The organism is Streptomyces sp. MBT53 (genome assembly GCF_016654115.1).
Taxonomy (GTDB): domain Bacteria; phylum Actinomycetota; class Actinomycetes; order Streptomycetales; family Streptomycetaceae; genus Streptomyces.
In genome coordinates, this window is sequence record NZ_JAEQAZ010000210.1 from 1 (window position 1) to 13,570 (window position 13,570).

A 13,570-nucleotide genomic window follows, 5' to 3' on the forward strand; every position below is an offset into this window, starting at 1 on the left:
CTCCCACCCCCGTGGTCAGTGTCACGCCGAGCCCCACACCCTCGCCGACCCCCAGCAAGTCCCCCTCACCCTCACCGAAGGCCAAGCCGAGCCCCTCGCCCTCGAAGCACACCCCCGCCGCCCCCGCCCACATAGCCTCCGGCGCCAAGAAGGGCGTCGGGGTCTGGACTTTCGGCGGGGTGAGCCAGGCGCTCGCCGCGAGCGGGGCGAGCTGGTACTACACCTGGAACACCCAGCACTCCGGCATCACGACACCCTCCGCGGGCTCCTTCGTGCCGATGATCTGGGGCGCGAAGTCCGTCACCGACTCCTCGCTGGCCCAGGCCCGGTCGTACGGCCCGTATCTGCTGGGGTTCAACGAACCGGACATGGCGCAGCAGTCGAACATGACGGTCGAGCAGGCGCTGCAGCTGTGGCCGAAGCTCATGGCGGCGGGCAAGATCCTGGGCAGCCCCGCGGTCGCCTACGGCGGTGACACGGCGGGCGGCTGGCTGGATCGCTTCATATCCGGGGCCAAGGCGAAGGGCTACCGCGTCGACTTCATCACCCTGCACTGGTACGGCGGCGACTTCCGCACCCCGCAGGCCGTGCAGCAGCTGAAGTCGTACCTGGCGGCCGTGTACGCGCGCTACCACAAGCCGATCTGGCTCACCGAGTACGCGCTGATCGACTTCTCCCAGGGCACCCGCTTCCCGTCCGCGCAGCAGCAGGCGGACTTCGTCACCGCGTCGACCAAGGCGCTCGACGGTCTGTCCTACGTGCAGCGCTACGCGTGGTTCGGGCTGGGCGCGGACCCGTCGAAGCCGAGCAGCGGGCTCTTCACCAACGGCACGACGACGACCGCGGCGGGCCGGGCCTTCCAGTCCGCGGACTGACCGGCCCGGCCGTGCGCACGGTCAGGGGCTCACTCCCCAGGTGATGCGGTAGCCGCACTCTCCCGAACAGGTGAGGACGCTGGTCGCGTCGTCGTTGACGTAGGAGTAGGCGAACGGCTCGGCCTTCTTGAACACGGCGGCCGAGTCGACCGGCCACGACGAGGGGACGCACCGGGGGCGCGCCGCGTAGGCGCCCGTGCAGCAGGTCTTGTCCGTCTTGAACACCAGGCAGGCGCTGAGACACGCGACGACGCGACCGCCCCTGATCCGCTGCAACTTGGCGGGGCAGGTCGCGTTGGCGTCCCGGGTGCAGCCGGCGGCGGAGCAGCCGTTCGCGTCGATCCTGTCCTTGGACGAACCGCCGTAACTGTTGATCCACATCGGCAGGTTGTTGCCCTCGACCAGGCTGACGTCGTAGAAGTCCATGCCGTTCCAGGCGTTCAGGTTGAACTCGGCCAGTGTGGAAGGGAATTCACCCCAGGTCGACCCGCACTGGAAGTGGCCGCAGTCCCCGGTCGTGCAGTGGCCGTTGCCGGCCGCGTCGAAGGAGCAGCCGGTGCGCGCCCACACCCGGACGTCCCAGTGGTCGGGGACCGCGAAGCTGAGGCTGGCCCCGGGCTTGAGCACCCAACCCGTCGCCTCCACAGGGTGTTTGGGGTCCGCGGCGATCGCCGGCCAGATCGTCCGGTCGAGCCGGTTGACCAGCGTGACGGTCCGCTTGCCGACGGCCTTCGGCGGTACGGCGGCGGCCGTGCGGGACGGCCAGGCGCTGACGTGGGGCGACTTGGGTGCGCGGGGAGTGGGCGAGGTCGAGGACGTGGTCCGCGGTGACGGCGTCGTCGTAGGCGAAGTGCGGGGAACGGATGGGGAGTTGGCGGTCGCCGTGGCGTGCGTGGCCGACGGGTCCGCGACGGTACGGCCTCCCGACGACGGCCCGGTCTGCGCGCGGGCCAGCAGTACGCCGGTCACCACCGCGAGGCAGGTGAGGACCGCGGCGGCGATCATGGCGGCCTGTCTACGAGGCATCTCTCAACACTCCTGTCCGTACCCACGTCTCCGCCGTGCGGCGACGCGGCCGGCGGAGCTTCCGTAGAGGAGACCGGCGGCCGTCGTGCCGGACAACGGAAAACGGGACGGCGATACCTGTTTCGGACGAGTGCGCCATGGGTGAGCAGTACTGGCCACAAGTCGATCAGAAGTTGGCAACCCGACCGCGATTGAACGGCCGTACATTGCGTCAGCGGGGCCGAAGATCATCTGATCGGCCCGGAAGTCCGGATACCCGCGACCTTGTCGCAGGAATCGCGACCATGTTCAGAAAGTGCTCTGGAGACACACCGATGAAGATCGCCAAACGTCTCGTCCTCACCACCGCGGCCCTCACCGCCGTCGCCGGCGCCACGCTCGCCACCGCGACCGTCGGCCAGGCCGCCACCCCCAAGCCGCCCGTCCGCCTCGGTGTCACCGTGCCCGACGCGCTGAAGGTCCCCGAAGGCAACAAGCTCACCGGCGTCTTCTCCGCCGCCGGCGTCCAGACCTACACCTGCACCAACGGCGCCTGGACCCTGCTGGAGCCCGCCGCCACCCTGTGGGCCAAGAACGACCGCACGCACCGCTCCGTGGCCCTCCACTCCCGTGGCCCGGTGTGGGTGTCCACCGTCGACGGCAGCGCCGTCAACGGCTCCGCGATCGCCAACTCGCCCAAGACCGGCACCATTCCGGAGCTGCTCCTGAAGGCCACCGCCACCCGCGGCACGGGCGTCTTCGGCGGCGTCTCCTACATCCAGCGTCTGGGCACGGACGGCGGCGTCGCCCCGGCCGGTGCCTGCACGGGCACCGACCAGGTCAGCGTCCAGTACACGGCCACGTACGCGTTCTACAAGCCCGCCGAGTAACAAGGCAGTTGGTACGAGGGCAGGGGCAGTGGCTTCCCGGGCGACCGGGGGCCACTGCTCCTGCCTCTGGGCGCGCAGCCTCTCAACTCCCTTGCGGCGGCTCCTGTTCGGCCCGAATCCGGCCGTGGACTTCCCAGTCCCACACCGTCTCGCGCACCTCGTCCAGCGCGCGGGCCAGATGTCTGCGATACGTGCTGAACGCCAGGTTCAGCTTCCGCGCCACCGCCTCCTGCGTCGACGTCGAGTGGTACGTCGCCGTCAGCACCTCGTACAGATGCCGGGTCCGGGGATGGGCGTTCAGCCGCTGTACGGCCTTGCGGATCAGGTCGCGCAGCGCGGTCACCGGATCGCCCTCGCTGAGATCCTCCACCAGCCGGCTGCGCAGCAGCGGATTGTCGGCGAGCCCGCCGGGGTCCAGCCAGCCGCGCAGCGCCTCGCGGACCGCGGCGTCCGACTCCTCCCGACTCAGCGACGTCAGACGGGACTTGGGCTTCCCGGCAGTCACCGCCGGTGCCCCGCCGAGCAGACGGGCGTCGATCCCCTCGGCCCACTCCTCCACCCGCGCCGCCCGCCAGTCGTGGCAGAACAGGCCGTACCCGCGATCCGTGTGGACGGTCTGGCGGGGCGGCTGGAACATGCCCATGTAGGTCATCAGCGGCGCCCAGAACTTCGGTTCGGCACTGACGAAGCAGGACCAGGCGCAGTGCTTGGCGCGCAGCAGCTCGAAGACGATCCGCATGCGCACCAGGTCCCACGACCGCGAGGGCCGGTGGTGGTTCTCCTCGTGCACCATGAACCGGGCCACACCGAGGTGTTCGCCCTGGCGCGGGGGCGTCATCGCGGACACCAGGTCCCAGGCCTCGGCCGTCACGGGGTCGGCCGCCCGGGTCTCGTCGTCGAGTTCGCCGATCCTCAACCAGGCCATGAATCCCAGTAGTTGGCCCGTGTCGCAGCTGCGGTGGACGTGGAAGGCCTCGGGCTGCCGCGCCAACCAGTGGGCGACGACACGGGCGTTGTGCTCGCCCTCGACCCTGTGGGTCAGCTCGATCAGCGCCGGGGCGTCCTCCGGCCGCAACGGCTGCTCATGGACGGCCGCTTCGTCCCGGCCGCCCTGGAACTCGCGCAGCCACTGGGCCCTGGAGACGATGTGGTTGAACTCGCGGGCGGCCCGCAGCGCTTCCTTCTCCGGCGCCTCGCGGACGCGCTCCACCAGATGACGGCGCACCCTGCGGTGCATGGCCCTGTAGCGCTCCGGATCGCGCCAGCGGAAGTCGCTGTCGAGGGCGTCCCGGACCACGTCGTACGGGCACACCCCGAAGGGGCCCGACTTCATGAACGACAACTGCCGTAGCCAGGCAAAGAGTTCGGTGGCGTCCTCGCCGGGGAGCGCCACCCGCAGCAACTCCTCGGTGGTGTCGCCGACATGGCCGCACACCTCCAGCGCCCGCCGGTGCGCGGACGACGGCGGCCTGCCGACCAGATGTGTCAGCAGCCGGTCGACGACCGTGCGCAGCGGTGCCCAAAAGACCTCGTCCGTCGACGTGTTGTCGTGCGCCGCCGCCTCCGCGGCCAGTCGCAGGGCGAGCGGATGGCCCGCCGCGAACCGGAGCAGCGCCGCGTGCGAGGACGGGTCGACACCCTGAGAGGTGAGCAGGGCCGCCGAGTCCGCCGGCCCCAACTCCCGTAGCGGCACGACCTGGAGCACCTCGCTCCACCCGAGGTCGGCCTTCCAGAGCGGGTCGGGGGCGAGCCGCCCGGCGACGACGACCAGGGCACCGGCAGGTAACCGGGGGAGGAAGCGGTCGCGTATCCACTCCTCCATGTCCCGGTAGCGCTCGAAGTCGTCGACCAGCAGGACAGCGTTGTCGTGGACGAAGACCTCGGCGGTCGCCGCCTCGAAGGCCGACGGGGAGCGGTCGATCGTACGGGCGTCGACGCTCACGACCGGCCGGCCCATGGCGCGTGCCTCCGCGGCGAACCGCTGGAGCAGGGCGCTCTTGCCGATGCCGCCCGGTCCGTGCAGCACGACGACCGTCGGGGCGCCCGGCTCTCCGGCCGCCGCGCGGCGGAAGAGGGCCAGTTCGCGCTGCCTGCCGACGAAGTACTGCAACCGGGCGGACGCCAGTCTGTCGGCCAGCACGGCGGAGTCCTCCTTCGCCATGGCGTTCCTTTCCCCGGAGCCGACCTCTTCGGGCCGCTGCGAAACCTACCGGGTCGGGCCGGACGACGGGACGGGGTCGGACCTTACGTGGGTCTTACGGACGGTTGGACCCACCGCCGGACGGACGCAAGAGGGGACGCACTAAACCTGGGAGAGGGTCCTCCGTGGAAACGGTAAGAGACCCGCTTCTTTGTCCTATTCGCACTCGTTGAGGAACGCGAAGGGGTCCGTAGCCCTCCTTCTGTGTGAAGGAACGAGCACAGGCAAGGAACCGGGGACTGAGTGGCATGGGTTTGACCAGCGAGACTACCGTTTATGTGATGGCGGCCGTCGCCGTCGTCTGCGTGGCGCTGCTTGTCTGGCTGTGGCCGCGGCTCGCCAAGCCCGGGGTACGGCAGGTGCTCGGGCGGCTGACGGCCATCGGAGTGACACAGGTCACGATCATCGCCGCATTCGCGTGCTGGCTGAACTCCTCGTACCAGTTCTTCGGATCGTGGGACGAGCTCTTCGGCAACACCGACACCGCGCCCGTCGGCGTGACCCAGGCGGCCGACCACAACGGCGACAGCGCGACCGGCGTCTCCGTGAAGGGCGCGCTGGTGCAGCCCGCCTCCGACGAGCAGCTGAACCGGGTCAGCGGACTGCCCACCGGCAATCCCGCGGTCAACGGCAAGGTGGAGTCCGTCAAGGTCATCGGCCGCCGCACCGGCGTCGTCGACCCGGCCTTCGTCTACCTGCCCCCGCAGTACTTCCAGAAGGCGTACGCCCGCCAGCGCTTCCCCGTCGTCGTCGCGCTCAGCGGCTACCCGGGCAGCATCTTCAACCTCGCCCAGTACCTGCGGGTCTCGCAGACCGCCGGACAGCTGCAGAAGAACAACCAGATGCAGCCGACCATCATGGTGATGATCCGGCCCACCATCGCCCCGCCGCGCGACACCGAGTGCGTCAACGTCCCCGGCGGACCGCAGACCGAGACCTTCCTCGCCAAGGACCTCCCGCAGGCCCTCAAGTCCGCCTACCGGGTCGGCCACGACGCCAGCGCCTGGGGCGTCATGGGCTACTCCTCCGGCGGCAGTTGCGCTTTGCAGCTGACGATGCGCAACCCGCACGTCTACACCACGGCCGCCGCGCTCTCGCCCGACTACAAGGTCAAGGACGACCCCACCACAGGCAACCTCTTCGGCAGCGGCCTGGGCCGCGTCAACCGGGTCAACGGACACGACCTGATGTGGCGGCTGAAGCACCTGCCCGCACCCCAGGTCTCCGTCCTGGTCGCCGAGAGCAAGCACGGCGAGCGCGGCTACCCGCAGACCCTCGCCTTCATCAAGGCCGTCAAGGCGCCCATGCGCGTCGTGTCCATCCTCCCCGAGTCCGGCAGCCACAACTTCCCCACCTGGGTACGGGAGATGCCCGCCGCCCTGAAGTGGATGAACCAGCAACTCACCTTCCCCCAGGACGTCGTGCCCCGGCACCTCCCCAAGAAGAAGACCCACAGCACCGTGCGCGCGGAGGGCACCGAGCCCACCCCGACCGCCCGCACCCACAAGTAGCGCCCGCCTCAAGGGCGTTGGCCCCGCCCCAGCGTCCGGGGCAGCTGGCCCCGGCGCTGGATGCCCAACTTCCGGTAGGAACTGGTGAGATGGGTCTCCACCGTGCGGCGGGCCAGGTGCAGCAGATCGGCGATCTCCGTGTTCGTACGGCCGTCGGCGGCCAGCTCCGCGATCCGGCGCTCACTGTTGGTGAGAGACCCCGAACCGGTGCGGGCCGGGGCCGTGCGCCGGGCCCCGCTCTCGCCCAACGCCCCCTCCGCCAGGGCCCGTAGCCGGATCGCGCCGAGCCGCTCGGCGCGCTCCGCGGCCTCCCGCAGACACCCGCGGGCCCGCCGCCGGTCCCCGGCCGCGGTCAGCGCCCGGCCCTGCGCGATCAGCGCCGGCACCAACTCGGTCTCCGTCCCCTCCGGCGCCTCCCGCAGCAGCCCCACGGCCTCCTGAGCCAGCTCCAGACCACGCCGTCCACCGGTCGCCGCGGCCAGCACCCGCAGCGAACGGCCCACCGTACGGGGCGTGTTCCACACCCGCGCCAGCCGCAGCTCCTCCTCCGCCAGGGCGATCGCCTCCCGGGGACGGCCGAGGGCGATCCGGCACTCGGCGGCGGCCGAACGCCACGGCGTGACGACCGGACTGACCACCTCACGGGCCGACTGCCGGCGCCCGCACTCCAGGAAGTCGTGCAGTCCGCCCGCCGGATCACCGCCGGCCGCACGCAGCACACCCCTCGCGTACAGGAAACGGTTCAACTCCCAGGAGTCGGGCGCCGATCGCAGGTCGAAACCGTCCGCGAGCCGCAGCGCCCGCGCCTCCTGCCCGGTCGCCAGCAGCGCCAGCAGGATGTGGGCGTGCCCGTTCGACGGCGCGGCCCGCGCCCAGTCCCGCGCCCACGCCTCCGTCAGCAGCCGCCCGTGCTCGCCCCGGGCGGACAGGATGTCGGCCCGTACGTTGGTCAGCGCGTCGTGCATCGGATGCAGCAGGTCGGGACGCTGCCCGACCAGGCCGCGCTCCACCAGCCGCTCCGCCTCCGGGAGTTCGTCGGCCCACTGGGCCACGGCGGCGGCCGTACCGAGCAGGAACGGCTCGGTCAGCGGGTCGGCGGGCTGGGTCAGCAGAGCGCGCAGCCGCCGCATCGCCTCCGCCGCCGAGATCAGCCCGGCCGTCGCCGCATGCCGTACGACCAGCGCCTGACCGGCCGTGCCGACCAGCTCGGGCGAGTCCTCCGCGGCATCGCGCAGCCACCGGTACACGTCCTGCCGCACCGACTGGTCCTGCTCGGCCAGCAGCACCGAGGCGGTCTGGAGGGTGCGCACCAGCAGCGGACGGTCCGTCAACTCGTCCTCCGCCGTGCGCAGTACGTCCACGGCGGCCACGGTCCTGCCCCGGCCTGCCAACGCCGTGCCGAGGGCGACGGCCGCCCGCATCGTGTCCTGCGGCGCCCCGGACAGCCGTAGCGCCTCGCTCAGCCGGGGGATGCCGGCCGAGGAGGTCCGCGTGTACTCCAGGGAACCCAGCTCGGTCAGCAGCCGCTGTCTGCGGCCGTCCGGCAGCGGCTCCTCCAGGACCCGGCGCAGAAACGCGACGGCGTCGTCCGCGCGCCCGTCCCGCAGCGCCAGCGAGGCCGCCTCCTGGAGCACGGCCGACGTCCAGGGCGCGCCCACCGGGTCGGCGAGCAGCAGCTGCCGGGCGACCGTGTCGGGGGAGCCGCCGTGGCGCTGCATCGTCTCGGCCGCCGCCGCGTGTGCGGCCCGCCGCCTGGCCGCGGGCACGCCCGTCAGCACGGCGTCGCGCAGGAGTGGATGCGCGTAGCGCGGGCGCCCGTCGGGGTCCGGGCGCAGCACCCCGAGCCCGGTCATCGCGGTCAGCCAGCCGGCCACCCGCGCCGGATCGGCACCCGCCAACTCGGCGATCAGGGCGGCCAGTTCGTCGACGGGAGCGGAGCCGGTGCGATCGGCGGGCGGCGGCGCCGCGAGAGAGTCCTCGGCCCAGCCCTCGTCCAGCGCGGCCAGGATCCGCGCGACCTCGCCGGTGGCCGGGCCCGCGCTGTCCAGCCACCAGGACACGGCCGCCGGATACGCCCCCGGGTACAGCGCGGCGGCCGTCTCCGGCACCTTCGGATGCCGGTCGGCGCCGAGGTCGTCGAGCAGGGCGCGCAGCAACAGGGGGTTGCCGGCGCCGGCCCGGACACAGTCGTCCACCCAGGGCCCCGGCGCGTCGGCACGCACCGAACGGACCAGCCCCGCCGCCGACTTGGCGGTCAGCGGGGCCAGGGTGTGGGTGCGGACCAGCGCGGGAGACAGGGTGTGGGTCAGCCCCGGTTCGGCCGGCTCGATGTCGTACTGGCTGCGCTCCGTGACCACCAGCAGGATCCTTAATCGGTCCACGTGCCGCGCCGACTCCACCAGCCACCGGTGCGAGGCGGCGTCGGCCAGATGGACGTCGTCCACGGCGATCAGCAGCGGTGCCCGGTCGGCGTACGAGCGCAGCACCCGCCCCAGCCGGTCGGCGCTCGCCCGCTCGTCCCCGTCGGCCGCGAGATCCGCGAACTCCGGTACGGGCCCGAGAAGTTGCTGGACCGCGGCGTACGGGACCGCCTGGTCGCGAGGCGAACAGCGGGCCCGCAGCACCCGCATGCCGTGCGCCGCCGCATCCTCGGCGGCGGCCTCGAGCACGGTGGTACGGCCCGTTCCGGTGGCCCCGCGCAGCAGCACGAGGCGCCCCGAACCGGCGCGGGCATGCGCGGCCTCCACGGCCAACAGCCGCGCCGCGTCCCGGTGTTCGCAAGGCATCACGGACTCTCCGGCGTCAGGTGCGGTCCCCGTCATCGCGGCCTCCTCGTATCCGTAGTGGTCCGTCGTGGTCCCTCGTCCGCCCGATCTCGTGGTGCTGCTCGTGGTGCTCCACGATTGCGCGCGTCCCACCCGCCCCACGAGGGTGAGGAGTACACGGCCGCCACCAGCACAACCGGGGTGGCACGTATGTGGATTCGAGGGAGAACGTTGCTCAACTCATCGCGGACCGCACATCCAGGTACGGCCGACTCCGGCGACCGGATACCCGTCGCGGTCCACGCCCCGGACCCGATCTCGCGCGAGGGAGCCCTCAGCCAGCTGCGGAGATACCCGGAGATCGACCTCCGCGAGGAGAACGACACCGGCCCCGGCAGGGTGGCCCTGTTCATCGCCGACACCCTCGACGAAGCCGCGCTGACCAAGCTGCGCAGACTCGTGCGCAGTGAGGGCGGGCGGGCCGTACTCGTCGTAGGGGCCCTGCGCGAGGCGGAGTTGCTCGATGTGATCGAGTGCGGGGTCGGCGCCATCGTCTGGCGCCAGGAGGCGACCGCGCAGCGCCTGGTGCAGGCCGTGATCGCGGCGGCCCGCGGCGACGGCGACCTGCCGGCCGATCTGATCGGCAGACTCGTCGAACAGGTCGGGACGCTGCACCGCAGCGCGGCGGGCCGGTCCGGAGTGCAGACGGCGGGGCTCGTGCCGCGCGAGGTGGACGTCCTGCGGCTGGTCGCCGAGGGACTCGACACCGGAGAGATCGCCAGCAAGCTCTCCTATTCCGAACGCACCGTCAAAAACGTGATGCACGGGCTCACCACCCGCCTCCATCTGCGCAATCGGGCACACGCCGTGGCCCATGCCCTCCGCGAAGGCTACATCTGACCGAACGGGCACTCGAAGCCGGACACGCGGGCAACTCGCCCTGCCCTCCCTGTGTCCCCAACGTGCTTGCGGGCACGGCCGGTTGGAACGGCACGATCGGAGTACGGCCGACAGGGGCGTAGCGGGCGCCGACGCGTACGGCGGGGCACGACAGCACGGCAGGGCGGGAGCACGGCGGTGATCCACGAGGTGGACGAGGTCCTCAAGGACCTGATCGGCGGCGGCGCACTGGCCGGTTCGGGCATCGAGGTCTCCTTCGACGCACCGACCCGCGACTGGGCGGCCCGCCGCAACACCCCCACGATCAACACCTACTTGTACGACATCCGGGAGGACGTGCACCGGCGCCAGCGCGGGCATGTCGCCGTGCGCGACGAGCGGGACGTGGTCGTCAAGCGCCGCCAGCCGCCGCGCTGGTTCCGGCTGTCGTACCTGGTGACGGCGTGGACGAAACGGCCGCAGGACGAACACCGGCTGCTGTCCGCCGTGTTGGCCACCCTCATCCCGCGCGAACTGCTCGCCCCCACCGAACTCCCCGGCTCCCTCGCCGAGTTGGGCCTGTCGGTGCCGATCTCGGTGGCCGGCATCCAGACCGAGTCACGGTCCCTCGCGGAGATCTGGTCCGCCCTCGGCGGCGAACTCAAGCCCTCCCTCGACCTCGTCGTCACCGCACCCTTCCCGGCCTACCCCGAGTACGACGCGGGCCCGCCGGTCACCGAGGGTGCCGCGGTCCGCGTCCACGGCCTCGACGGCACGTCGCCGGGCACGGAGGAGCGGACCCACCGCCCGCGCCAGGTGGCGGCGGCACGGGAGGCCCGAGAGGTGGCGCGGCGCAGGAGGACGTCGGGGACGGGGACGTGACGGTCGAAGAAGTGGGTGTGTCTGTCGGCGTGACTCCTGCCGCCGAGCCGGAGGCCGACGCGCTCCTCGCCCGGCTGGGCCGTCTCCGTGAGCGTGTCGCCCTGCTCGTCGCACAGCGCTCCGCGACCGACCCCACGGCCACGGACCCGCTGCGCGGCCTCTACCTGTCCGGGGAGGCGGTGGAGTACCTGCTCCTGCGATCGTCCGAACCGGCGCCGCCCGTACGGGAGTCGGCACCCGACCGCCTCGCCGCCCTCCGCCTCACCGACCTCGACACCGCCCTCCTCCTCATCGCCCTCGCCCCCGACCTGGACCGCACCTTCGAGCCCCTCTACGGCTACCTCAACGACGACGTGGGCCGCCGCCGGGCCACCGTGGGACTCGCCCTCGACCTGTGCGGCATCCCCGCCCACGAGGCGGAGGGACGCGTCCGCTTCCATCCCACGGCCCCGCTCTCCGCCCTCGGCCTGCTCACCGTGGAGGAACCCGAACGCCCCTTCCTCGGTCGCTCGTTGCGGGTACCGGACCGCGTCGTGGCCCACCTGCTCGGTGACGACACCCCGGACGCGGCCCTCGCCGGCCACCTCCACCCACTGCCGACGCCGAGAAGGTCGCACGACGGTCAACACCATGACGGGGACGACGAGTTCACCCACTTCGTGGACCGGCTGACCGTGCTGCTCGCCGACGGGCCGCCTCTCGCCGTGTATCTGAGGGAGCGTCACGAGGGCGACGGGCTCGTGTGCGTGTCGGCCGCGCTGGACGCGGCGGAAGTGCCCGCCCTGCGTTTCTCCGGCCCGGTCGAGCGGGTGCCGGAGTTGCTGCGCGAGGCCCGTCTCGGCGGCCGTACGGTCGTCGTGAGCGGCCTGCCCGACCAACCCGGCCCGCTGGTAAGGGCGTTGACCGCTGCCGGCGATGTCCCCGTGGTGCTCGCAGGTGCCCGCCCCTACGACCCGCTGTGGTGCGAGAGCGACCCGCTGATCCTGGAGGCACCCCGGCAACGGGCCGCGGCGGTACGTGCCTGGACGGAGGCCGTCGGCGAGGACGGCGACTTCGACGTACGGGCCACCGTCGCGCCGTACCACCTCGGCGCCGACCGCATCGCGCGCGCCGCCCGCGCGGCCCGGGGGCTCGCCGCGTTCGACGGCACCCCGCTGACCGCCGCCCATCTGCGGCTCGCCGCACGCCAGCAGTCGGCGTCTGGGCTCGAACAGCACGCGCGCCGCATCCAACCCGCGGTGGATTGGCGGGACTTGGTCCTGCCCGACCGGTCACTCACCCAGCTCCACGAACTCGCCCTGCGCGCCCGGCACCGCGACCGCGTCCTGGGCGACTGGCGGCTCAGCGCGGGCGGTGGCCGGGGACGGGGCGTGCTCGGGCTTTTCGCGGGGGAGTCCGGGACCGGCAAGACGCTGTCGGCGGAGGTCGTCGCGGCCGAACTCGGCCTGGATCTCTATGTGGTTCAGCTGTCCTCGGTCGTCGACAAGTACGTCGGCGAGACCGAGAAGAACCTCGAACGGATCTTCACCGAGGCCGACCGCACCGACGCCGTGCTCCTCTTCGACGAGGCCGACGCGGTCTTCGGCAAGCGGTCCGAGGTGAAGGACTCGCACGACCGCTACGCCAACATGGAGAGCGCCTATCTGCTCCAACGCCTCGAGTCCTTCGACGGGATCGCGCTGCTCACCACCAACCTGCGCGCCAACATCGACGAGGCGTTCACCCGACGGCTCGACCTGGTCGTCGACTTCCCGTTCCCCGACCCGGCGCAGCGGCTCGCCCTGTGGCGGCACGGCCTGATCCATGTGCCGAGCGCACCTGACCTCGAACTCGCCCCGCTGGCCGAGGAGTTCGAGCTGGCGGGCGGCTCCATCCGCAGCGCGGTCGTCACCGCCGCCTATCTCGCGGCCGGACGCGGCGACACGGTCGGCGCGGCGGACCTCCTTGAGGGGGCCCGCCGCGAGTACCGCAAGGCGGGACGGCTGGTGCCCGGCGAAGGCACCTGGTAGCCGCCCGACAGCCCGGCTACACCGTGAACTTGACGGCCACCAGCCAGCGGGAGTTGTCGAGCGTGCCGCCGAAGATGTACTTGGGGCGCGCGTCCGCACACCCCTGACCGCCCCAGTCCCAACCGGTGTTGCGGGCCGTCTCGCAGACCTGGCCGCTGCCGATGTTGAGGGCGAAGCCCGTCATGTACGGGGCGCCGTCCTTCGAACTGCCGATGTAGTTGTCCTTGTTGTCGTCGATGATCGCCGTCCACTGCGGCTCCCACATGCCGTTGCCGTCGGTCGAGGCGGGGTTGTGGATGAAGGCGTTGGCGCCCGAGCCGAGGCTTCCCGACACCGCGATGTTCAGGGCCGTGATCTGCTTGGCGTCGTCGACCGTGCCGGTCGCGGCCCCGTCGCAGACCGCGTCCGTCCAGCCGTCGCCCGCGATGAAGGCGCGGTAGCAGATGTGCCGGCCCGAGTCCTTCGCGGCCAGCTTCTTCACCGCGGTCGCCGCCGTCGCCGGTTTCGGCTTGGGCTTCGCGGACGCCGTGGATCCACCGCCCCCGCCCCCGCCC

The 13,570-nt window shown here is 72.0% G+C and carries 9 protein-coding genes and 1 pseudogene; 6 read left to right on the top strand and 4 right to left on the bottom strand.

Annotated elements, in window-relative coordinates:
- On the top strand, positions 1-875 hold an 875-nt coding region (locus JHN45_RS43535; protein ID WP_201054863.1), incomplete at its 5' end, for a glycoside hydrolase family protein.
- A 21-nt stretch (positions 876-896) separates the two neighbouring features.
- Here the strand turns inward: JHN45_RS43535 and JHN45_RS43540 are convergent.
- On the bottom strand, positions 897-1,901 hold the full coding sequence (locus tag JHN45_RS43540; protein ID WP_201054864.1) for a thaumatin family protein: 1,005 nt from the start codon (positions 1,899-1,901) through the stop codon (positions 897-899).
- Between the two features lie 314 nt (positions 1,902-2,215).
- Here JHN45_RS43540 and JHN45_RS43545 point away from each other — a divergent pair, with 314 nt between their 5' ends.
- Complete coding sequence (locus JHN45_RS43545) at positions 2,216-2,770, top strand: DUF3455 domain-containing protein (RefSeq protein WP_200716034.1); 555 nt, start codon at positions 2,216-2,218, stop codon at positions 2,768-2,770.
- Between the two features lie 82 nt (positions 2,771-2,852).
- On the opposite strand, the gene JHN45_RS43550 is transcribed toward JHN45_RS43545, so the two are convergent.
- Positions 2,853-4,931 (bottom strand): ATP-binding protein, encoded by a 2,079-nt coding sequence (locus JHN45_RS43550; RefSeq protein WP_201054865.1) that lies wholly within the window; start codon positions 4,929-4,931, stop codon positions 2,853-2,855.
- A gap of 287 nt (positions 4,932-5,218) precedes the next feature.
- Between JHN45_RS43550 and JHN45_RS43555 the strand changes: the two genes are divergently transcribed.
- Entirely contained in the window at positions 5,219-6,481 is a 1,263-nt protein-coding gene (locus JHN45_RS43555; protein ID WP_200716036.1) for an esterase family protein, read from the top strand.
- Between the two features lie 8 nt (positions 6,482-6,489).
- Here the strand turns inward: JHN45_RS43555 and JHN45_RS43560 are convergent, their stop codons facing one another.
- Positions 6,490-9,303, bottom strand: a complete 2,814-nt coding sequence (locus tag JHN45_RS43560; protein ID WP_374195677.1) for an AAA family ATPase — start codon at positions 9,301-9,303, stop codon at positions 6,490-6,492.
- Positions 9,304-9,477: 174 nt separating this feature from the next.
- On the opposite strand from JHN45_RS43560, the gene JHN45_RS43565 reads away from it, so the two are divergent.
- From JHN45_RS43565 to JHN45_RS43575, 3 genes are all read left to right on the top strand, one after another.
- Entirely contained in the window at positions 9,478-10,146 is a 669-nt protein-coding gene (locus JHN45_RS43565) for a LuxR C-terminal-related transcriptional regulator (protein WP_200716037.1), read from the top strand.
- Between the two features lie 177 nt (positions 10,147-10,323).
- Entirely contained in the window at positions 10,324-11,007 is a 684-nt protein-coding gene (locus JHN45_RS43570) for a DUF4255 domain-containing protein (protein ID WP_201054866.1), read from the top strand.
- Between the two features lie 17 nt (positions 11,008-11,024).
- A complete protein-coding gene (locus JHN45_RS43575; RefSeq protein WP_307783358.1) occupies positions 11,025-13,016 on the top strand; it encodes an ATP-binding protein in 1,992 nt (663 codons plus the stop codon).
- Between the two features lie 16 nt (positions 13,017-13,032).
- Here JHN45_RS43575 and JHN45_RS43580 read toward each other — a convergent pair.
- A pseudogene (locus JHN45_RS43580) lies at positions 13,033-13,570 on the bottom strand (hydrolase); the annotation flags it as partial.

Excerpts from the sequence above, each read along its gene's own strand:
- JHN45_RS43540 (WP_201054864.1), bottom strand. The coding sequence starts at position 1,901 with ATGCCTCGTAGACAGGCCGCCATGATCGCCGCCGCGGTCCTCACCTGC.
- JHN45_RS43545 (WP_200716034.1), top strand. The coding sequence starts at position 2,216 with ATGAAGATCGCCAAACGTCTCGTCCTCACCACCGCGGCCCTCACCGCC.
- JHN45_RS43550 (WP_201054865.1), bottom strand. The coding sequence starts at position 4,931 with ATGGCGAAGGAGGACTCCGCCGTGCTGGCCGACAGACTGGCGTCCGCC.
- JHN45_RS43555 (WP_200716036.1), top strand. The coding sequence starts at position 5,219 with ATGGGTTTGACCAGCGAGACTACCGTTTATGTGATGGCGGCCGTCGCC.
- JHN45_RS43560 (WP_374195677.1), bottom strand. The coding sequence starts at position 9,303 with ATGACGGGGACCGCACCTGACGCCGGAGAGTCCGTGATGCCTTGCGAA.